The sequence below is a fragment of the Acinetobacter sp. WCHAc060025 genome, assembly GCF_004209355.1.
Lineage (GTDB): Bacteria > Pseudomonadota > Gammaproteobacteria > Pseudomonadales > Moraxellaceae > Acinetobacter > Acinetobacter wuhouensis.
The window spans coordinates 156274-179874 of record NZ_SGSX01000002.1 but is presented as its reverse complement, the minus strand read 5'-3'; the positions used below and the strand labels follow the sequence as shown (position 1 = coordinate 179874).

General features: G+C 35.6%; 14 protein-coding genes. 9 read left to right on the top strand and 5 right to left on the bottom strand.

Annotated elements, in window-relative coordinates; genetic code table 11:
- Positions 1-9 precede the first annotated feature (9 nt).
- The 5 genes from EXE09_RS02480 (at position 10) to EXE09_RS02460 (ending at position 9485) form a co-directional block, all read left to right on the top strand.
- Positions 10-3072, top strand: a complete 3063-nt coding sequence (locus tag EXE09_RS02480; RefSeq protein WP_130116229.1) for a type I restriction endonuclease subunit R — start codon at positions 10-12, stop codon at positions 3070-3072.
- A gap of 1 nt (position 3073) precedes the next feature.
- Complete coding sequence (locus tag EXE09_RS02475; protein WP_130116228.1) at positions 3074-4675, top strand: AAA family ATPase; 1602 nt, start codon at positions 3074-3076, stop codon at positions 4673-4675.
- Positions 4676-4677: 2 nt separating this feature from the next.
- The gene (locus EXE09_RS02470) at positions 4678-5595 is read left to right on the top strand and encodes an HNH endonuclease (RefSeq protein ID WP_180001281.1); all 918 of its coding nucleotides are present in this window, start codon (positions 4678-4680) and stop codon (positions 5593-5595) included.
- Positions 5596-5814: 219 nt separating this feature from the next.
- A complete protein-coding gene (locus EXE09_RS02465) occupies positions 5815-7542 on the top strand; it encodes a DUF262 domain-containing protein (protein ID WP_130116227.1) in 1728 nt (575 codons plus the stop codon).
- Positions 7543-7562: 20 nt separating this feature from the next.
- Positions 7563-9485 (top strand): DUF262 domain-containing protein, encoded by a 1923-nt coding sequence (locus tag EXE09_RS02460; RefSeq protein ID WP_130116226.1) that lies wholly within the window; start codon positions 7563-7565, stop codon positions 9483-9485.
- 54 nt (positions 9486-9539) lie between these two features.
- Here EXE09_RS02460 and EXE09_RS02455 read toward each other — a convergent pair whose 3' ends face one another.
- Positions 9540-11807: an ankyrin repeat domain-containing protein gene (locus EXE09_RS02455; protein WP_130116225.1), complete on the bottom strand. Its 2268-nt coding sequence runs from the start codon at positions 11805-11807 to the stop codon at positions 9540-9542.
- 437 nt (positions 11808-12244) lie between these two features.
- Positions 12245-13489 carry a tyrosine-type recombinase/integrase gene (locus EXE09_RS02445; RefSeq protein WP_130116223.1) on the bottom strand — a complete coding sequence of 415 codons (1245 nt, stop codon included), beginning with the start codon at positions 13487-13489 and terminating at the stop codon, positions 12245-12247.
- 702 nt (positions 13490-14191) lie between these two features.
- On the opposite strand from EXE09_RS02445, the gene EXE09_RS02440 reads away from it, so the two are divergent.
- A complete protein-coding gene (locus EXE09_RS02440) occupies positions 14192-16252 on the top strand; it encodes a TonB-dependent receptor domain-containing protein (protein WP_068976189.1) in 2061 nt (686 codons plus the stop codon).
- Positions 16253-16625: 373 nt separating this feature from the next.
- Positions 16626-17348: a pirin family protein gene (locus EXE09_RS02435; protein WP_130113545.1), complete on the top strand. Its 723-nt coding sequence runs from the start codon at positions 16626-16628 to the stop codon at positions 17346-17348.
- A gap of 185 nt (positions 17349-17533) precedes the next feature.
- On the opposite strand, the gene EXE09_RS02430 is transcribed toward EXE09_RS02435, so the two are convergent.
- The 3 genes from EXE09_RS02430 to EXE09_RS02420 all read right to left on the bottom strand — a co-directional run bounded on the left by EXE09_RS02430 (position 17534) and on the right by EXE09_RS02420 (position 21619).
- Positions 17534-19180: an AMP-binding protein gene (locus EXE09_RS02430; protein ID WP_130116222.1), complete on the bottom strand. Its 1647-nt coding sequence runs from the start codon at positions 19178-19180 to the stop codon at positions 17534-17536.
- A gap of 266 nt (positions 19181-19446) precedes the next feature.
- Entirely contained in the window at positions 19447-20583 is a 1137-nt protein-coding gene (locus EXE09_RS02425) for an acyl-CoA dehydrogenase (RefSeq protein ID WP_130116221.1), read from the bottom strand.
- Between the two features lie 265 nt (positions 20584-20848).
- The gene (locus EXE09_RS02420) at positions 20849-21619 is read right to left on the bottom strand and encodes a 3-hydroxyacyl-CoA dehydrogenase (protein WP_130116220.1); all 771 of its coding nucleotides are present in this window, start codon (positions 21617-21619) and stop codon (positions 20849-20851) included.
- Positions 21620-21825: 206 nt separating this feature from the next.
- Here EXE09_RS02420 and EXE09_RS02415 point away from each other — a divergent pair, with 206 nt between their 5' ends.
- Together EXE09_RS02415 and EXE09_RS02410 are read left to right on the top strand one after the other, a co-directional pair.
- Complete coding sequence (locus EXE09_RS02415; RefSeq protein ID WP_130116219.1) at positions 21826-22851, top strand: AraC family transcriptional regulator; 1026 nt, start codon at positions 21826-21828, stop codon at positions 22849-22851.
- Between the two features lie 178 nt (positions 22852-23029).
- Positions 23030-23377, top strand: a complete 348-nt coding sequence (locus EXE09_RS02410) for a hypothetical protein (protein WP_068976195.1) — start codon at positions 23030-23032, stop codon at positions 23375-23377.
- Positions 23378-23601 lie beyond the last annotated feature (224 nt).

Here is a 23601-nt window from a genome sequence, read left to right as displayed (position 1 = left end):
GAGAGAAAAATGTTTAACGAATCAAATGGACCAGAAGAAGCAATTGTCCAAAAACTACAAAATTTAGATGGGGTGAAGTGGGAATTTGTATCGGGGGATACAATTCCTAAAACTCCGCAAGATGTCTTGGTGGGTACTTGGCTTAAGCAGGCGTTGATTAAACTCAACCCTGCCATCCAAGCCAATCCAGACTATGCGGATGAAGTCATCTATAAACTGCGTGCGGTATTCCTAGATGCCAAACATACAGGTTTGGTCAAAGCAAATGAAAACTTCTATGAATGGTTAAAAGCAGAGAAGTCATTACCTTTTGGCGAGAATGGTGAGCATGTCACCATTCACATGATTGACTACAACAATCTTGCTAATAACCATTATGTGATATCAAAACAAGTCCATTTTATTGCAACCACAGAAGCGTATTTCGACATTGTCTTATACGTAAACGGTATACCGCTTGTAGTTGGTGAAATGAAGACAGCAACCCGTCCAGCTATAAGTTGGGAAGACGGCGCTGCTGATTTCTGTGGTGGGACAAAAAATTATTGGAGTAATGTTGCTCCTTTTTTTGTGCCTAACTTACTGTGTTTTGCATCAGAAGGTAAAACATTTGCCTACGGCGCAATCAATGCACGTCTAAAAGATTGGGGACCATGGCATAAAACCGAACAGCGAGACGAAATTTTACCGGGAATGGCATCAGTACTTGAAAGTGCAGCAGGTTTGCTTAATCCAAATACACTGTTAAAGCTACTGCAATCATTCACGCTATATTCATCAGTGAAAATCGGTAAGACCTTAGCACCGACAAAAATTAAGATTCTGCCACGTTACCCACAGTTTGAAGCAGCATCACAAATTGTAGACCGTGTAAAAGCAGGCTACCCAAAGAAAGGTTTGATTTGGCATTTCCAAGGTTCAGGTAAATCATTACTTATGCTGTACGCAGCGCAAATGCTACGTGCAGATGCAAAGCTTAAGAATCCGACTGTATTGGTAGTAGTAGACCGTAAAGACCTAGATGGTCAGATCAATGACACCTTTGGTGGTGCAGATATTAAGAATCTAGTACCTGTGCAAAGCTGTAAAAAGCTTGGTCAGCATATTGAACAGGACAGTCGTGGCATTCTCATCACCACCATCTTTAAATTCCAAGATGTAGAGATTGAGCAAGACAATGCCAAAGGCTTAAATGACCGAAGTAATATCATTGTGCTTGTAGATGAAGCACACCGTACTCAAGAAGGCTCACTGGGTGAGAAAATGCGTTGGGCTTTACCAAATGCGTTTTTCTTTGGTTTAACGGGCACACCAATTTCAGGACTAGAAAAGAATACCTTTAAGCTCTTCGGTGCTGAAGAAGATGAAGGTCGCTATATGAATAAATATAGCTATAAACAGTCTATCCGTGACGCTGCAACCAATCCTGTGAAGTTTGAACCTCGTTTGGCTGAACTACGTGTAGACCGTGAAACGATTGATGCTGAGTTTGAAAAACTCGCACAAGAGAATGAGCTGACTGATGAACAAAAAGCACAGCTTTCACGCCGTGCAGGTAAGTTGGCGCTTATGCTGAAAGCACCTAAGCGTATGCAACGAATCAGCGATGACATTGTTGAGCACTTTAATTCGCATGTTAAGCCTAAAAAGCTTAAAGCGATGGTGGTGGTTTATGATCGCGAGGCTTGTGTGCAAATGTATTACTTACTGAAAGAAAAACTCGGTAAGGACAGTGTTGAAGTCATTATGAATGTGGACCGTGCGCCAATTGAAGTGACGGACGGTGATAAGCAAGGAAAGCTCAATAAAGACTGGCGCCGTTGGAAAGAAGAGCTTAAGTTGCCGGTAGAAAAGGATGATTTTGAGCGTTGGCAAAAAATTGATGCTGATAGCCAAACACAGAAAGATATTTTAGAAGGTTATAAAGATTCAGAGAATCCATTACAGATCATTATCGTAACAGCGAAATTGCTCACAGGCTTTGATGCGCCAATTTGCTATTGTATGTATTTGGATAAACCGCTTCGAGATCACACCTTACTTCAAGCGATGTGTCGAACGAACCGTCTTTATGAAAAAGACGGATTTAAAAAAGAGATGGGCTTAATTGTCGATTATCTTGGTGTGTTTGAAAATCTACGCACGGCGCTGGCTTATGACCCTGAAGATATTGATAAGGTGGTTGAAGCAATTGAGAGTTTTAAAGAACTATTCCAACCAGCCTTACAGAAGTGTTTAGATTTCTTCCCGGGTGTAGATCGAACAGTGGAAGGCTTTGAAGGCATTATGGCAGCCCAAGAATGCCTGCCTACCAATGAAAAACGAGACAACTTCGCTCGTGCATTTGGTGTGGTGAATAAACTGTGGACAGCGATTTACCCAGATAATTTTTTAAATCCACATCGACAAGATTTTAAATGGCTGGCGCAGATTTATGAAAGCATTCGTCCTGCAACAGGTACAGGCTCGTTAATTTGGGCAGCACTTGGTCCTCAAGTGATTCAGATGATTCACGAGAATACGGATGTGAATCGTATTCGTGATGATATTAGTTCACTGACTATGGATGAGCATGCAATCTTTACCCTTACAGAAAAAGAGCAAGAGCGTAAAGCAAGACAGCTTGAAATCAATTTGCTTGGTCGCTTACGTGGTCATGATGATCCACGCTTTGTAAAACTCGGTGAGCGTTTAGAAAAACTTCGTCAAGACTATGAAGCAGGTGTGATTAAAGCCATTGATTGGTTGAAAGGCTTGCTTGAGACTGCAAAAGAAACCGTTCAGGCTGAGCGTGAAACCGGGGATGCACCAGTCACTGAGCTGGATAATAAAGAGGCTTTAACTAAACTATTTATTGAAACTCGACCTGAAAAAACACCAGATATTATTCGTCAAATTGTTGAACAGATTGATGAGATTGTAAAAGTAACACGTTTTGACGGCTGGCAGACTTCGGTAAGTGGTCCACGAGAAGTACAGAAAGCCTTGATTATTACGTTGAATAAGTTTGGTTTAGGTAAAGATAAAGAGCTTTTTGAAAAGGCTTATGGGTATATCAAGGAGCATTATTAAGATGGATTTTCAGGTTTTAAATCGGACTACTTGGTTGCCTAATGAAGGTAGAAATACTGCATATCTACGGATCGATAACTGGAATGATTATCTATATTACACATTATTCCAAGTAAAAATATTTGATGGAAATGGAAAAGGATATGAACTTGGAGATGTTAAAATTGCCTATAAAGGACAAGAGGAAGGTGGTGCTAATGCAACATCTGAAAAAATAGAAACACATTTTTCTAAGCTTTCAGAAGACTTTTTTTCTCTAGGGAATAGTACTGAATACTATAAAAAGTTAAGTACCATGCCTAAAGAGACTAGAACAAATTATTTAAATGGATTAAATGATTTAGTTGCTCATCCAGAATTAATACCAATAATTGAAGGTGAGAAAGTTTTTGGCACTTCATTGTTAAGAGATGTATACATTGCTTCAATTCGAGGTAAATTTAGAAGTGTTTTAGATGGCAATAATGAATCGACACCGTTTCAATTTCATTTTATTCGGGATGAAACTGAAGAAATTGATGGGATTAAGCTTTATTTTGATGTGGGAGTGGATACGAAACCTCCAACAAATATCCATGCACTCATAGGTCGTAACGGAGTAGGTAAAACGACTCTATTGAATGGAATCATTTCAGCAATTAGAAATCCTGAAAATAATCAAGAATGCCGAATAGAGCCCCTAGATCATAGATATAACTCGAATGATAAAGATTATTTTAGCTCATTAATCTCAGTATCTTTTAGCGCTTTTGATCCATTTGTACCTCCAGTAGAACAACCCGATCCTGCAAAAGGTACTTGTTATTTTTACTTAGGTCTAAAAAAGCCGGGTGATGATGAGAAAATATTGGGTTTTAAAGAATTAAGAAAAGAATGTATTCGTTCATTAATGAACTGTTTTGTGCAAAAAGATAAGGCACAGCGTTGGTCAAATGCTATTCAGAAGCTATCTTCAGATGTTAATTTTGCAGAAATGCAGTTGGAAAAGTTTTCTGAATTTTATGAGGAGTTGGCTGAGAAATATCAATTACATAGTTATGAAAATGAGGTTGGATATAAAAATAGTAAGCAGCATATGCAGAAGGAATATGAGGCTTATGTTTTAAAAATTTTACAACGTATGAGTTCAGGCCATGCGATTGTATTTATGACAATAACTCGACTGGTTGAAAAAGTTGATGAACGTTCATTAGTACTATTAGATGAACCAGAAAGTCATCTACATCCACCGCTATTATCAGCTTTTATACGTGCTTTATCTGATCTTTTGGTAAGTAGGAATGCTATAGCAATTATCGCCACACATTCTCCTGTTGTGCTTCAAGAAATACCTAGGTCATGTGTATGGAAATTATTTAGACGAGGGACAAGTAGTGAGGCAGATCGTCCAAAAATTGAAACTTTTGGTGAGAGTGTAAGTGATTTGACTACCGAAATTTTTGGGTTGGAAGTGGTAAGTTCAGGATTCCATAATCTATTACAGGAATCAGTTAATGAGGGAAAAACATATAAGGAAATATTAACAGAATTTGATAATCAAATTGGGATCGAAGGAAAATCCCTACTTAAAGTCATGATTGCAGATCGAAACAGAGGTAATTGAAGTTGCAAAAAATAGAACTGCCTTTAATTAATTACAGCGATCTGATAGATACATGTGCAGAAGGAATTGTAAGAAATGAAAGTCTTAAAAATTCTTTAAATGTAAATAAAAGTCAATTAATTGAGGATGCTGCTACATATCAAGAATATGGGAATACTGGAAAGATTTATCAGTTTGAGCCTTATTCTGTGATTTTGGATATGGGGCCATTCCCCCTGCACACCGTTTGCTTTAAAGATCAGTTTACTAAAATTTATGATTCTTATTTCGTGCCAGAAACAAAAGCAACGAGAGAAACATACAATGCTATTTTGAATGCAGCCAAAGATGAGTGTCCTTTTTGTGGTGGTGTAGGAACACCAACTAACTTGGACCATTTTTTGCCTAAAGCAGAGTTTCCTCAATTTAGTATATTGCCATTAAATTTAGTTCCAGCATGTCGCGACTGTAATATGGGATCTAAGAAAGTTTCATATGCTAAAACTGAAGAAACTCAAACCATTCATCCATATTTAGATCATTCATTTTTTTTTAATGAGCAATGGATAACAGCTAAATATATTATAGATGATCCTGATGAGCTAGGTTATCTTGAATATTATGTTTCATGCCCATCTCATTGGACTGATGTAAATAAAGATAGAGCTCTAAATCATTTTAAGGACTTTGGTATAGCAAATAGATATGCGAAACATGCTAATTCATCAATTAAAAGTGAAGTACGGCGTATTAGGCGTCAAATTGATGCTAACGTAAATATCTTTGAAATATTAAAAGACCATCTTCTCGTGGCAAAAAGAGATAGTCCATTTAAAAACCATTATTTTTCGGGTTTCTATGATGCTTTTTTTGTTTCTTTGGTAGAAAATTATACTCGAAAAGATGGCTTATCAAATTGGCATAAAGACTTAGATATTTAAGAAATTAATGATTTTATAATAGACCTCTTGCGAAAGTATCGTTTTGCCTAATTTTTGAATTGGCTAAAACCTTATTAAATGTAGCTTTAGGCTGTTTAAATTTTGACTAACGCAAGAGTCTAATATTAAAAAGTAAGATTAATTGTATGTGTGAAATTAGATTTCACTGTTAAATGAAATTTTTAATCCTTTTTTAATTAGTAAAATTTTAGGGGTAATATGAATAGATCACTTTTTATTGAACCAATGAATATTCAACAATTGTTGGATAAGAACTTTTTTATTCCGGCCTATCAGCGAGGATATAGATGGGCTCCTCAGCAAGTTAAAGATTTTCTAAATGACATAAACCAATTTGAACCTAAAATTAATGACAAAGGTGAAAAATCCTGGTACTGCCTTCAACCACTAGTACTAAAGCCAATGGATACTGAATCTGTAGCTATTAATGGATTGGATACGGAAAAAATTTGGTATGAGGTGATTGATGGACAACAGCGATTAACAACTATTTTTCTAGTAGTCCATTACATCAATGAAATGTGGAAAGGAAAATCTAAACATAAAGAGTTCACTTTAAAATATCAAACTCGCCAGTCTAGTTCTAATTTTTTAAATTTTTTAGAAGTTGATGCTACTAATAATGATGTAATTATCAATGATCAGAATATTGATTTCTTCTTTATTAGTACAGCTTATCAAGCTATTCATAAATGGGCTGAAAATTTAAAAAACTGTGAAGAATTAAATGAAGATGAATTTGGTTCAAAAATAATTCATTACACAAAAGTAATTTGGTATGAGACAGAAAGTGATTCTGTAGAAGTCTTTACTCGTTTAAATGTAGGAAAAATTCCATTAACTAATGCAGAGTTGATTAAGGCATTATTTTTAAATAAAACTAACTTTATTGAACTTGATGATAAAGATAAGGCTAAAATAAGATTGCAACAGATTGAAATTTCAACGGAATGGGATCGCATGGAATATGCCTTGCAGAATGATTCGTTCTGGTATTTTTTAACTGATAAAAAAGTTTTGACTACTCGAATAGACTTAATTTTTAACTTAATATCTAAAAAGACGATTCATCATGATGAATTCTTCACTTTTAGATTCTTTTCAGAAAAATTAAAAAAAGATAAAATCAAAGACATTTGGGGTGAAGTTAAGCAATGTTTTCAAACACTTGAGGAATGGTATCAAGATCGAAAACTATATCATAAAATTGGTTACTTGATTGCTATCGGTTATAGTATTAATGAAATTTATGAATTAAAAAATTCAAAAAGCAAAATGGAATTTCTTAAGTTAGTAAATAATAAAATACTCGAGTATTTCCCAGATGATGATTTAAGTGAGTTGCAATATGGATTTGAGAAAATACGTCATATTTTATTATTTCATAATGTACAAACTCTATTAAATAATCAAAATGAAACTACAAGATTTCCATTTGATCGTTACAAAAAAGAAAAATGGGATGTTGAACATATTACTGCACTTGCTGACCAGCCACCAAGATCTGATCAGCATAAGAAAGATTGGATAAAAGAAATTTTGGATAATAGTTCAAATTTAAACTTAGATTCTCAACTTCAAAATAAACTACTTGAGGTTCAAAGTGATTTATCACAGTTTGATGAGTTTTTTATTCAATTTATGGAGTCATTCCAAGATCAATGTTTAGATGTTAACTCTATTGATAATCTGGTTTTGTTAGACTCTTCAACCAATAGAAGTTACAAAAATTCAGTATTTCCTATTAAAAGAAGGAAAATTATTGAAAGAGAGAAAAATGGTACATTTGTGCCTATCTGCACAAAAAATGTATTTATGAAATTTTATAGCACTGATGTAGAGCAAATGAGTTTTTGGGGAGAGAAGGATCGGGAGCAATATTTAACTGATATTGAAGAAACAATAAATTCTCTCAAACAATCTTAATTTGCATAAGGAATTATACAGTGTTAAATAAAAAAACCGCAGAAAAAATATCTTTTTGGAATCTTATTCAGTCTAGCAAAATTGAAATTCCAATTATTCAACGTGATTATGCCCAAGGGCGTTTAGAGCAGGAAAAAGTCAGAACTCGTTTTCTAAATGCACTTCATACTTCATTAAATGAAGAAAAATTTATTGAGCTAGATTTTATTTATGGCAGTCAAATTGATGATGCTTTGCAACTTTTAGATGGACAGCAACGTTTATCAACCTTGTTCTTATTGCACTTTTATTTTGCAAATAAAGATCAAGTTGATATAAATTTGAAAAACAGACTGTTAAATTTTAGTTACGAAACTCGTATTAGCTCACGAGAGTTTTGTGAATCCTTAATTAAGGATACTTTTGATTTTTGTAACTTAGAGAGTAGTGAAAAAATATCTGAATTGATCACTGATAAGCCTTGGTTCTTTTTATCATGGAAGCAAGATCCTACGATTTCTGCTATGTTGAACATGCTAGATGCTATTCATGCTAAGTTTTATAATATTCGCAATGGATGGAGTAAACTCACAGAACAAAATGTGATTCAATTTTATCATCTAGATTTGGATAATTTTGGTTTATCGGATGATCTTTACATTACCATGAATGCTCGTGGAAAGGCTCTTACCTCATTCGAAAACTTTAAGGCATTATTAGAAAAACAAATTAGTGATGAGGGTTGGGAAAATAAAGACACTGAATTTAATCAAAAATTTTCCTTCAAAATAGATAATCAATGGACAGATTTATTATGGAATTATCGTAGTAAAGATAATTCCATTGATGAATATTTTTTACAATTGATTTCTAATCTATACTTAATAAATAAAAAAGATTTACTTAATATACAGAAATTAGCAGCCTATCCATCTGCTTTAATTTCTATTCTTTTTGATAAAAGTACATTTGAATATTTAGTAAATAGTTTAGACAAATACGCTGATATTGATTTTAGTGCAATTAATACTGCATTGAGTAATTTGAAGTTTTTAAACCTTAAAGATTTAAAAAGTGACTCTGTTTTTAATAATTTTTTTGAGCTCATTGCAACTTCGACACATGTTACCTATCCACAACGAGTGATGTTCTATGCACAAACTTCTTATTTAATTTCCGAATTCGAATTCTCAATAGAATCCTTTTCAGATTGGATGCGTGTTATTCGAAATATTGTTAATAATTCAACAATTGATAACGATGATTCTTTTTTAAGTGCTTTAAACTTGGTGACAGAGTTAGCACCAGGACAAGATAAGATTTATCAATATTTGCAGGATAAATCTATTTCTTCAAAATTCGCAACTAAGCAAGTTGAAGAAGAGAAATTAAAGGCTGCATTGATTATTCAGTCTGAAAATAATCGAAAGGCAATTCATGATTTGGAGGACACTTTATTCTGTCGTGGAAGTATTAAAATTTTCTTAGAGTGTTTTAAAGATTTTGATTATGAGAATTTAAATATATTGCGAAAAAATGTCGTAGAAAAATACCTATCTGAAAAGGATATTTCTAACGACTTTAGGCGTGCTTTATTAACTATTGGTGATAATAAATTCTACCAATATTGGTGGTCTATTTTACATGCAGTATCTGCACCTAAGCGATGTTTAATAGCGAATACTGAAGATTTAAAATTTCTATTTAGTCGTGATTCAAGTTATTTAAAAGAGCTTTTTAATTTATTGATGAAAAAAGATCTGGGAGAAATTATTACTGACTATAAAATCCCTCTAGATATGCCGAATTGGAAGAAGCGTTTAATTACTGAGCCAAATTTGTTGGACTATGCAAAACATCATTATATTGCGATTAAAGATGACGAGTCTTGTTGCTGGCTGATTCCACAAAGTCGAGTTGCTAATAGTGATGTCGGACGTTTGAAATGTAGATTAATTACATAAATAACAGGATAGGCGTCTATCATAAGTGAATTTTCTGATAGACGCTTTTCATTATTATGAAATAGAAATTAATTCTTTTACTCGATTAGCATTAAAAAAATATGCGATGTCGTTTAAAAAGATACGGCGTCCTTCATCAGCTTTTACATAGCTTTGTTCCAATTGAGCGCCGTGCTTGAGCATAAGATCGACAGCATAAGCATTATCTTTTTCAATAGCCAGCATAAAGGGTGTATAGCCTTTAATGGGATGTTGAGCTGTATTTTGATTTGGATCGGCACCATATTGTAGAAGTAACTCGAAAATCTCGTAGGCATCGCAAACCTTCTTGTCTACAAAAGAGATTTTTTGTATTTCTTCAAATAACATTTTTCTCGAATCATGACTTGCTAGGCTTTGAAGCTGTCTGTAGCTTTCGAGATCACTGCCTCCGTTAGAGTGACGTCTAATCGAATCTGCAAGATATTTATCATTGGCTTGTTCAACTTTATGACCATTTAATATGCCAATCACACCCAAGTTTTGGTAAAGCATAGAAATACCATAAAGACCTGTAATATTGGGATTAGCCCCATTTTCCAATAAGAGTTTTACTAGTTTTGGCAGATTTTCCTCAACAGCAAGGTTTAAAGGGCAAGTTTGCTTTTTGGCTGTCCGTTCATTTAAAAGCTCTTTATCAAAACCACATTTGAATACATATTGGATAAATGCATATGTCTCATCGGGGCTAGAATTAATGTGGTTTAATGCCAATAGCACGATACTTTCTTTGTTTGAAGTTAAGGCATTTATGTTGGCACCAGCTTCAATGAGTTTTCTAGCCGTAGAAAAATCTCCGATAGCGACAAAGTAGTGAAGCTGAGGCCATTTGCGTCTTTGTTCAATATCAATGTAAATGTTTGCATTTACTTTTTTAAAGTTAGGTCTAATATCTATAGAAACTGCAAGGTTCCCGATTTTTGGAATTAATCTCTTAATCTCCGTACCTTTGTCGCTAAAAGTCTCGGCAGTAAAGTATTTAAAGAACCCAACCAGCGTTGCTTCTTTTTCCCATTCTTCAAAAACAAAGTCAGTTTTAAAGCGGTCAGGGCGTTCAATTGGATCAAATATTCCAACCTTAAGCTCGAATTGGATCGCTAAATTTGAAATCTTTCCAATGAGTTTGTTTTGGCTCTCCACGAGTGAAGCAGTGCAAAGCATCTCATTTAGTAGTACTTCTAAATAACGCATATCACGATATAATAAACCATCCAAGCATAGTTCATATTCAGCGAGTGCTTCCTTAAATTGATATTCATATACCAAATTAATCGCTTTAACCCAATGAATATATGGCAGTAGGTGAGCTAGTTCTTGGTGCTCGGTAAGGTACTTTTCGATTTGGTTTATCATCAATATATTTAGTTGAAACGTTGTTTCACCTGTTGAGCTATATACCATTGATGCTAAACGAGTATCAGTTTGATCAATACGTTTGATGTGTGTTCTATCAAAAAACACTTGAGTTAACTTCTGATATGAAAGAGGAATCTCCATTAAAAAAGGAAAATGTGTTTGTGCATTGGCAATCGCCATAGCGCTAAATATTAGTGCTTGGGTGTCATGTTGCGACATATGATGAGACTTTAATTTTTGGTTGTGTTGTTCGGCCAAAAACTGGATAAAGTTGCCATGCTGCAATGAGAACCCATATTTAATTTTTAAGGCTTGTAGCAAGCGTGCAAAACACAACAATTCATAATGCGTCTGCGATGATTCCGTATTGGTCAAAAATAGGCGTTTTAAGGTCGACGGCGTAGGTAAGGCATCTGGACGACCAAATTTGCTGATGTAATTTTTCTCATCAGGATTTAAATCATCACTTTTCCAAAAATTAGCAAAGTTTTCATCATTATTTTTTAGATAGCTTAAGCTTTCTTGAATAAAGTTTTCGCCTTTCCAGTGCTTAGTGATCCCCATTTGTGTAATACAAAAGCTTATGAGTTGATGAAGAGATGGAACTAAGTAATTCGACCATAGTGAATTTCGGATAGAATCAACATTCATCAAGGCAGTTAAGCGAGCATGTAATAGCATTGCATTATAGCGGTCTAACACATTACGTTTAAGCAATGTCGTGAACTGCAAATTTGTACGATCTGAAAACTCTTTTGGGCATAACTGCTCCAAAAATAAGTCTACATCATAGTGTGAAGTGAATAGTTTGTTTGATGAACCATCTAAGTGTTTAGAGTCTGTCTCCGAGAGTTGGCTCTTGGTATCCATGTGACTAAATAAATCACGAACAATCTCTATAGTTGTTGGAAATGTATTCTTTGGCATTGTAAAGCTCTGCGTATATCTGTCTTAAAGTTTAAATAGGCTTTTCGGTCACTAGGTGTACCTGGTATCGTAATCTTCTGTATTTGGTTTACAAGCAAAAAATCATGTTTTTTACCGGGTTTAAAAGATGCGATACCATCCTTGATGAGTTGCCGAATAAATTTGTTCAGTTCTTTGTCATTACTGTACTTTTTCATCGGAAATCCTAGATTAAGGGGATTGCTCCCCTTAATAATTACTTGGCATTACCACGGCCACCACCTGATGGGCGACCTGTTGTGCTTGGCCAGTTACCACCAGGGCCAGGGTGAGATGACGGTGGGCGATTATATTGAATTTTCATGAAATGAATCCTTTGAAATCATAGCGAATTTGCTATGACTCAAAAGATAGCTAAGTATGATTTTTTCTTCTTCTGAGAGAATGGAGTTTAATTTTTAAAAACTAATTTTGGCTTGTTCTAATACCCAGTTTTCATACTTCTGTAGATGCCCTCGCAACATATCCATGGGGCGAACGGTATAGTGCTTTTCTGCTAAAGCACTTGGTTTATGTCCAGATATTTGTGCAGTGACACCTACAGGAATATCTACCCATTCTGCCAATGATTTAAATGAACGTCTAAGACCATGTATTGTTAGCTGAATATCTATTTCATTACAGATTTTCTTAAACTCTTTGTAAGGATTAACGATGTATCCCGTCGCAGAGGTATTACTGCTAAATATATAAGATGAATCGCTGGTTTTTTTTAAGTCACGTAGTAATTTTTCTACGTATTTGGTCATAGGTATAATACGCCCATTATCTTCAACTTTATCCTTCAGATGGATCGTTTTCCACCTAAAATCTAAGTCTTCCCATGTAAGTGATAGAAACTCATCTTTTCTGGCCCCAGTTAATAGACAACAAATATAAAATGTAGCCAAGGCCTTATTTTGAGAATTGAGAACGGTAGAGAACCATATGTCTAACTGTTCTCTTAGGAGGCAATCTTTTCTTGCTTGAACTGGCTTTACTTTGGATCTTACTTTTTTAGATTTAATTGCATTTGTAGGTGCTATTCCTTGGAATCTATCATCTTCTTCACACCAATTTAAAAAGGCTCTAATGAGACGGAAAGCTTTACTAGCTGTAGTTTCTCGGTAATTATTATTCTGAAGCCATTCAGAAAAAAAGTTGTTATCAAGATCTGATAACCTTTTTTCTAATAATTCAAAAATAGGCTGAGGTTTATAGTGAAATTTTTTTATTTCATCAAATCCACCTTTTGATAGTAATAAATGATCAAGGTAGGTGCGTTCTCTCCATCTTTCTTTATTTTCTTCAAGATAAATATTCCAAGCTTCTTTGAATAAAGTTTCTTTTCGTTTTTCAGTCTTAAGATATTCTTGGTCTGATTTAATACGTTTATTTTTTTCAACTTTGGGATCGATCCCTTGCGTACACATTACAGCAAGCTCTTTAGCTTTTTCACGAGCTTCAGTTAGTCGCCAATCTTTAATATTCCCAATAGTTATACGTCGTGTTGTAGACCCTACACGTCCCTGAAAGATATATGTCTTTTTATTGTTTGGGGTTACTTTTACCCCAAAACCGCTGGTAGAGCTATCCCAATAGAAAGAAGGCTTTGAGTCAGATAGGCATTGTAGTTTTTCAATTGCTGGTTTTGTAAAATTCATATAGATACCAAAAAAATAAGCAATTAGTAAGCATACTTAAGATACTATAATCAACTTTAAAGGCCAATGGTTGAAAAATAAAGTTTCATATCTTATTGTATATAAAAATATATTTGTTTTTTTCTTGTGTGTTGTTATATGGGTTGTAGAACTCATAATCCATTGGTCCCCAGTTCAAGTCTGGGCGGGCCCACCATATTAAACCTCGTAGATCAATGATTTATGAGGTTTTTTATTATCTGTTGTAGAGAAACTGGCTTTAGCCTATGGAAACCACTAAATAGCGAATAATGTAAAAAATGACACGCCTATAATAAACCAGACCTCATACGCGTACTATTTCCATGGTTTTTAATAAAATCAATCAATAACCATGAAACAATTCATCCAAAACTAGATACTGTCATAAGCCGTAGAAAGCTGCTCCAACTATCAATGCAGATTTAGAACCAATGTAATACGACGCTATAAATACAAAAAATACTTAAAAATTTATTATATATTAATAATTTAATTCTATTTAAAATTCGATTCCCTTCCCCTAATAACTCCCCAAAAAACTAAGTAACGACCATTATTACAATACAATTGTGCATATCTTAATGATATTAATTATCATTATTGTTTGCATTAGTGATTACAAGCAAATACAATACGCAACACTTCCTTCACAATCCCCCAAAAATTAAGTGGTGTATTAACATGAATAAACAATTGATACTGAAAACACTTTCACTTTCTATTTTAACCGCGATGTCGTTTTCAACTTATTCTGCTGAAACACAAGATAAAACAGCTCAACTACAAACTATTGTTGTTACTGCAAGTAGTGAAGCTGTTGATATTAAAGAAGCACCTGCAAGTATCAGTGTCATTACGAGTGAAGATATTGAAAAACAACCTGTAGGTAGCATTGCAGAATTGTTAAGTAAAGTTCCGGGCGTAACTGGTGGTATAAGCCCATCGGGTGAAGGATCAAAAATTAAATTACGTGGTTTACCAGAAAATTACACTTTGATCTTAGTCGATGGCAAACGTATCGGGTCTTCTCGCGATACAAATTATCGTCCTGATTTAGGTCGTCAAGATTTAAACTGGATTACACCAGACATGATCGAAAGAATTGAAGTTGTACGTGGCCCTATGTCATCGCTCTATGGTTCAGATGCAATGGGTGGTGTTATCAATATCATCACGAAGAAAATTCCAAATAAATGGGGCGGAAATGCAACGCTTAACTACACTCAACCAACTACATCTTCAGATTTAGGAACATCTCTACAAACAAGTATAATGGCTGCAGGCCCTTTAACGGATACTTTAGGTTTACGACTTACTGCCGGTTTAACAGAACGCGAAGCTGATAAAAAATACCTTGCAGGAAGTGGAACAACAGGTTCCCAAGATCAAAACTATAATGCAATGCTACATTATAAGCCGTCTGATCAGCACTCATTAAGTTTTGAAGCTGGGCATAGCATTCAAAAAAATGAAAAAGGTTCTAGAATTAATCCAACCACAGGTGCTGAAGTTGCCACTAGCTGGGGTGCAACAGAGTTGGAGCATAACTCAGTGAGTATTTCGCATGATGGTGAATGGAATATTGGTAAGTCGAAATTAAGTGCTTATTACAATGATTATGATTCAAGTATTGCAGACTCTATAACAAAATCTAATGAACTCATCGTTGAAGGCAATTTAACCATGCCTTTTGAAGCCGTATTTGATCAGGTATTAACTTTGGGTGGTCAATGGAAGAAACAAGAGCTCACAAATACTGACACCATCGGAACTCTACCTGGAGGAAGTTGGGATGGTCAAAGCTATACAAATCCTAAAGTAGACAATAAAAGTTGGGCTTTATTTCTTGAAAATAACATCAGCCTTTTAGACAATTTAAAATTGACCGTGGGTGATCGTTTAGATCATGATGATAAATATGGTACGCATCATAGCCCACGCGGTTATTTAGTTTTTAGCGCCACAGATGACTTAGTGATTAAGGGTGGGGTTGCAAAAGGTTTTCGTGCTCCGACTGTCAAAGAATCAACGCCTGGAGCTGCAACACAGTCTGGGGGTAATGGATGTAACGGCTTAAAAGGTCAAGTTTGGAAAGATATGGCTACAGGCAAAGATCTAACCTATATTAGTGGTGGATGTTATATGACAGGTAACCCTAATCTAAAACCTGAAGAAAGTACAAATTACGAAATAGGTGTCAATTATACTGGTTTTGGGACAGATCTAGGTTTGACATTCTTCCATACAGATTTTAAAAACAAAATTGCATATTCCCCTTTAGGTGTTAGAAACGGTGTTTGGTTCACACGTAATGAAAATATTCAAAGTGCTGTAACACGTGGCTTAGAAATGGTTGCAAATTTCCCAATTTTAGACAATTTAAAATGGAACAACAACGCAACCTACTTCTTAAAAGCTAAAAATGAGGATACAGGTACTACATTACTTACTACGTCAAAATTAACCATCAATTCATCATTAAATTGGCAACCTATTGATCCCTTAAATATTGATTTATCAGCGCAATACCTTGGTAAACAGTATTTAACTGAAAAGACTACAACCTCAACCATGCAAAAACCACATACCATTGTAAATTTAGCAAGCAATTATAAAGTGAATGATAATCTTACGATTCGCGGTGGTTTTATTAATTTACTGGATAAAAAACTTTCAAATGGATCTGATGCTTATTTAGTAGAACGTCAAAAAGTATTTGTAGGTGCAACCTATAAGTTCTAATTTTTTTAAATTAGAAAATATTCAATAATCAATACGAAAGATTCCTACTTTGATAAATATTTAGGAATCTTTCTTCATTTTATTGAATTCCGTTTGCTGTAATTTAAACCTAACAACCAGTTTAAGCATAAGGCAACTAAAAAGGATCGCATATAAATTCACTTATGCCTAGAATAGTCTAAAAGCTGGTCATAGCACTAAAACTGCTAAGTTCTTATTGAAGCGAAACATATACCTCTACATAAACAACGTTCTGTTACGCACTTTCAGCGTTCTAAAAATCATACTTAGCTTTTCATTTTCAGCGCTTATTCAATAGAGCTTCTCCGCTATGATTTATTCATGGTTAAAAATTAAATTACGGAGAATTACAATGTTTGATATGCGTTTATCTCAAGAACGTGGTGCAGCACATCACGGTTGGTTACAGTCAAAACACAGCTTTTCATTTGCAGATTACTGGGATCCAAAACAAGTCGGTTTCTCTGATCTGTTGGTGATCAATGATGATACTGTAGCACCATCCAAAGGTTTTGGCACCCACCCTCACCGTAACATGGAAATTATTTCCTATGTACTCGAAGGTGCGCTTGAACACAAAGACTCGATGGGTACAGGTTCTGTGATTATCCCTGGCGACATTCAGTTAATGAGCGCAGGCAGTGGTGTAGCGCACAGTGAATTTAACCATTCAGCACAAGAAAATGTTCACTTTTTACAAATTTGGATTGTGCCGAATAAAGTTAATACTACACCTGGCTATCAACAAATCAATATTGCCCCTGAAGACAAACGTGGCAAATTGCATTTGATGATTTCTGAACAAGGCGGTGACAAAACCATTGCGGTCAAACAAGATATTCGTATCTATGCAGGCTTGTTCAATGGTGATGAAAGCGCTGAATTCACCATTCCTGAAGGTCGTTATGTTTACTTACATGTCGCCAAAGGTAGCCTGTTGGTCAATGGTCAACTGTTCAATACAGGTGATGCTGCACGTATTCGTGAGGGTGGCACACTGAGTTTCAGTGGTGGTGATCAAGCTGAGATTCTGTTGTTTGATATGCGCCCTGAAGAACGTCCAAGCATGGCGTAATATTGAAAATCTTCAATAAAATACTCAAAATGCCTTAGTTCGCTAAGGCATTTTTATGGGTGGTTTAAATGCCTGATGCTTTCTAGACTTTATTTAAAAAAGCACCCTTTCGGGTGCAAAGCATGGAACTGTAAAACATTGAACCTTGAAACCAAAAGAATTCAAAAGCCAAATAAATCTTGAAACTAACTCACCTGTTGAATCCCTTGCATCTTGGCAATTTCTTGTTGTTTTAATAAATTACGTTGAATTTTCCCGCTTGAGGTTTTTGGCAAACTCTCCACAAATTCAATCTCACGTGGATAAGAGTGTTTTGATAAACGAGAGCGGACATAATCCTGTAATTTGAGATTAAGCTCATCCGATCCAGTATATTGCGGTTTCAATACCACGAATGCTTTCACAATTTCAGTCCGTTCAGGATCAGGCTTACCAATGACTGCCGATTCAAGGACTTCTGCACATTCCAATAAAGTACTTTCGACATCAAACGGTCCAACACGATAACCTGACGTTGTAATGACATCATCAGCACGACCAATGAAATCAACCCCTCCAAGTTCATTAAAGCGAACGGTATCCCCTGTTAAATAATAATTTCCAACAAATGATTTACGATTATTACCACCATAGCCCTTAAACCATGTGAGTGGTGATTGTGAGAAATCGATTGCAAGCGTACCAATTCCGCCCTGTACTACTTCTTCATTATTTTGATTCAACACGGCGAAACGGTGCCCAGGATTGGCAAATCCTGCCGAACCAATTTTAATCGGATGTTCTAAAGCATGATGATTACCGATCACCATGCCTAATTCAGTTTGTCCATATTGATCGTAAATATTGACCTCTAAATCATTTTTAAACCAATGAATCACTTCAGGTGTTAATGGTTCACCTGCACTACTGACAGCGCGTAGATGTGATTTAATCGTTTCATCAAATTTTTCTTTAAAGCCAAAGAACATACGAAATGCTGTAGGCGAACCTGTCAAATTACTGACTTTATATTGGCGAATGATTTCTAAAGCATTGTCCACACTAAACGCACGTTCATCCATGATAATACTATGCCCTAAACCCAATGGACCTGTAATGCCATAGTACAAACCATAAGCCCAACCTGGATCTGCGAGATTCCAAAAAGAATCTTCTTCACGTAAATCAACTGCATGACGCATGTATTCTTTGAATGCCAAGACTGCTTTTAATGGCACAGGTACAGACTTCGCCAAACCTGTTGTACCTGAGGTAAACATCATTAAAAAATCATCTTCAAAAGTCAGCATAACAGGCGCTTGTTCAGCTGACTGTCGATTTGCTTCTGGCCAAAAATCAGGATCTTGTCTATGCGTTGTAGCTTGTTGATGGACAGTTAATATATGTGGAAGCTGAATGCCATTTAATTTTGGGCGTTGTTCTTCATTGGTCACGATCAATTGAGTTTGCGCAGTTTCAACACGATGCTCTATGGCTTTAGATTCAAATGCGGTAAATAAAGGCTGATAAATTGCACCGATCCGCCAAGTTGCAAAAATCGTGATAAGCAATTCAGGCGTACGAGGCAAAAGCCCTGCAATGCAATCACCTTGTTTCAATCCAATGCTTTGAAAATAATTGGCGAGCTTTGCCGATGCTTCAGCCAATTGTTCAAATGTCCACTGAGATGATTCACCATTTTTACCCTGCCAAATCAAAGCCACTTTATTTAAGCCGACATAACGTCCACAGCACTCTTCATAGGCATTGATGGATTGAGGATTGCCGAACAATTGCGTTTCGATCAATTGTTCATAATCAAATTCTTGGTAGGCTTGTTCTAGTGTTTTCATGTCCATATCCTTGTTTCAATTTTACAAATCATCTCGATTTGTATGTCCATTTAGGCTTTTAGCTTTTATTAAATATGTTGAATCATTCAACACGCTGGCTGATGTCTATAGATAATCATGATTAGAATTTGCACACAATTTCCAAACACCTCAATTGTGTTGCAGTTTTTGAACAACCTCATTTACACAGTAATTTTGCACAATAAAAAAGGACGAATATCTATTCATCCTTTCATTTTAGTCATTGAATTTAAAAATAAAACCAATCAAATCTGCGTCACTTCCCGTGCAATCACCAAGCGCTGAATATCCGAAGCCCCTTCATAAATTTGACTGACACGTACATCACGATAAATCCGCTCTACAGGGAAATCCGAAACATAGCCATAACCACCATGAATTTGTATCGCATCCGAGCAGACTTTTTCGGCAATTTCAGAGGCAAATAACTTCGCCATCGAAGCTTCTTTTAAGCACGGCAATCCTGCATCTTTTAAACAGGCCGCATGGTAAATCAACTGTCTTGCCGCTTCGATCTGAGTCGCCATATCTGCTAAACGGAACGCTACTGCCTGATGCTGAACCAATTCCACACCAAAAGCTTTACGCTCATTGGCATATTTCACAGCAGCATCTAAAGCTGCTCTTGCCATACCGACACATTGTGAAGCAATACCGATACGCCCTGATTCCAAATTGGACAATGCAATCTTGTAGCCTGCACCTTCTTGACCCAATAAATTTTCTGCGGGAATTCGGCAATTTTCAAAGACAATCGTTGCCGTATCTGAACAATGTTGTCCCATTTTGTCTTCAATTCGAGAAACGATATAACCTGGTGTATTTGTTGGAACAATAAAACAGGAAATTCCTTTTTTCCCTGCGGATTTATCGGTAATGGCAAATACAATCGCCACTTGGGCATTTTGTCCTGTGGTAATAAATTGCTTAGTACCGTTAATGACCCACGAATCCCCATCACGTTCCGCTTTACACAACAACGCACCTGCATCAGAGCCGGCTTGTGGTTCAGTTAAGCAGAAACAACCAAGCCATTCACCTGTAGCGAGTTTGGTTAAATAATCTTGTTTTTGTTGTTCTGTGCCGTATTTTTGAATAATTCCACATGGCAATGAATTTTGTACACTGACAATGGTGGAGATCGCACCATCACCTGCGGCAATTTCCTCAATCGCAGCCACCAATGAAATATAATCTAGCCCTGCACCACCCCATTGCTCAGATACGGTCATGCCTAGAGCGCCTAATTCACCTAATTCTTTCAGTTCTTGGGCAGGAAATTGCGAAGTTTTATCTCGTTCAGCCGCTGTAGGTTTCAATTTATTTTGCGAATAGTTTCGCATCATATCCTGAACCATTTTTTGTTCTTCATTTAAAATCATTTAAATATCCATCCCTGTAATATTCTGCTTTTTACACACTTGCATTTTTAAGTCCGTTCTAAAAATAATTCGAAATCTTAAATTTATTCACTCACAATAAAAATTTATATTGGACGTCCCTTCTCCCTTTGGGAGAAGGCTAGGATGAGGGGAATTGCTGCAAGAAAATAAAAAGTTTAATTATTTAAACGTACAGAACGATATTCCTCATCTTTTTAAGAAATAAAACTCGCATTGTGAATTGGGTATCGTTAAGAATTTACAATCACTTCGGTTGCATACGAATTGCGCCATCTAAACGGATCACTTCACCGTTTAAATAGCCATTTTCACAAATATGCCCAACCAAATGTGCAAACTCTTCAGGCTTTGCCAAACGTGGTGGATATGGCACCATCGCACCTAAAGCATCCTGAACATTTTGCGGTAAGGCTTTCAACATAGGGGTTTCCATGATCCCTGGCGCAATCGTCATCACCCGAATATGTTCACGTGCCAATTCACGCGCCAATGGTAAAGTCATTGCAACCACCGCACCTTTTGAAGCTGAATATGCGGTTTGACCAATTTGACCATCAAAAGCCGCGACAGAGGCTGTATTGATAATCACACCACGTTCTTCTTCACCTGCTTTTAGCTCATAACGTGAAATCACGTCAGCAGCAAAGCGCAACATATTGAATGTTCCTGAAACATTAATATTTAGAACTTTTTGGAAATCTGCCAAAGCATGAATACCATTTTTACCCAAAACTTTTGCCGATGGTCCAATGCCTGCGCAGTTAATCAAACCATTCAATTGACCATAATCTTGTTCAACATTTTTGAAAAATTGCTCAACAGCAACTTCATCCGTTACATCCAATTGAACGAATTTAGATTTATCACCTAAACGCTTTTGCATTTCTTCGCCAAGTGCCTGATTCATATCGACCATAATCACTTTTGCACCTTGCCCGACAAGGTGTGTAGCCGTTGCAGCGCCAAGACCTGAAGCACCACCTGTAACAACAAAAACTTTTCCTTCAATTTTCATTTTATTTTCCTGATTGTTTAAACATTTTTTGAATAGCAGTTTCAAATTGTGAGTTTTGAATGGCAAATCATACTTTTTCGACTTAAGATGCAGAGTAAACATAGTCAAGCTTGAGTACAATTTCCAAAAGTTGCATCCTGTATGATGGATTTGGACAATTTAAAATTGCCTGTGCAAAAATCAATCACAAGATAATGGAATAGACCGTGATTAATCAACAATTCAGTGAAAATAAAGGCACCATTTCAATTGCACTCGTACAAGAAGCGTTGATTGATGCTACGCAAAAGGGCTTTGATCCTCATCACATTCTAAATCAAGCAGAAATTCCACTTGAATTGTTTCATGCACCCAAAGCACGGATTTCAGTTTCGACTTATGCAAAATTATGGACTGAAATTGCCAATGTGATGGATGACGAATTTTTCGGTATGGATAGCCACCCTATGCGTCGCGGTTGTTATAAATTATTGTCTAAAATGGTCATGCATACAGGCACGCTTAGAAATGCAATTGAACAAATACTGCAATATTTCAATTTTATTTTGGATGATTTTTCCAGCAAACTGATTATTGATGAAAATTATGCATACATTGTCATTACTAATAAATTACAAAATAAAAGAATGTTTTGCTATGCCACCTATATCATGCTGATTCATAGTCTGATCTGTTGGTTGGCTGATCAACGAATTATCCTGAATCAATTGCAATTAAAATGTGATCCTCCACAAGATGACCAAGATTATCGCGTGCGCTTTTGTGAAAAAATCAGCTATCAAGCGGATGAAAATTATCTACAATTTGATGCCAATTATTTAAATATTCAGATTAAACGTGATCAAAAATCATGGTATGAATTCATTAAAAATAGCCCTGAAAATTTACTGATTCGTTTTAAAAATCCTTTAGCACTCAGCTCAATTATTCGAAAACAACTACTTTCAATTTCCCCATGTGAATGGATGGAATTGAGTGAACTTGCACAGCAACTCAATATTTCTGAAGCGACATTTCAACGCCGTTTAAAAAATGAAGGTATGAGTTATCAGCAACTTAAAAATGATATTCGGCGTGACATGGCGATTGATTTGCTCACACAATCGACTGACAGCTTACAAGACATCAGTGACCAATTGAATTTTCAGGATGTCAGTGCTTTTCACAGGGCATTTAAAAAATGGGTAGGCGTTAGTCCAGGCGCTTACCGTGATCTACAAAGTATTGGCTGATTTTTAAAATATTTGTGTTTAGAAAACCATCTCCATGATTTTAGAAAATATTTACAGTTCGTCTGAATAAGATTGCTTTTTAAACCAATTTGGTATAATTTTCACTCAATTTAAAGCAGTCTTTCTGCTTAACTCCTGCTGTAAACTCCTCCCCTTTAATCACCTTCAGGTCACTACCATGATTAAGATGATTGATGTACTAGACCACAATCTAGTTCAAAATTTTATCCATTCACTTTCTGCTCAAAATGAACATTTCGATGAATTAATCGACGGCATACTCAATGCGCCCGATCAAGATTTTGACAATGCAATGCAGCATTTTTTTAGCAATAATAATCCACTTGATCTTGCTCAAGCACTTGATATTAACCAAGATCGCTTGAATGCAATTCGTTCGGGTTTAGCAATGCAAAAAGAAAATCTTGCTGACACTGCAAAAATCGTTGCATTGTGTCTCACACTCGAAACAGGCAGCCTAGACCAAATTGAAATTGCGGATTGTTTAGAAGACTATCTTGTATAAAAGTCACTTAATTATAAAAACGGCATCTCTATGATGCCGTTTTTTATATATTCAGAAAAATATACTAAGAAAATTATTAGATAAGTGTTTCATTTAATTGTCTATAATATAGATTACACAAATTAAATATTAAAATTACATTTAAAATAAAGCACTTAATTAAAACATAATAATTAATTCAATTTTCATGAAGTCTTTATCTATTTTTCTTTTTTGTACTTACA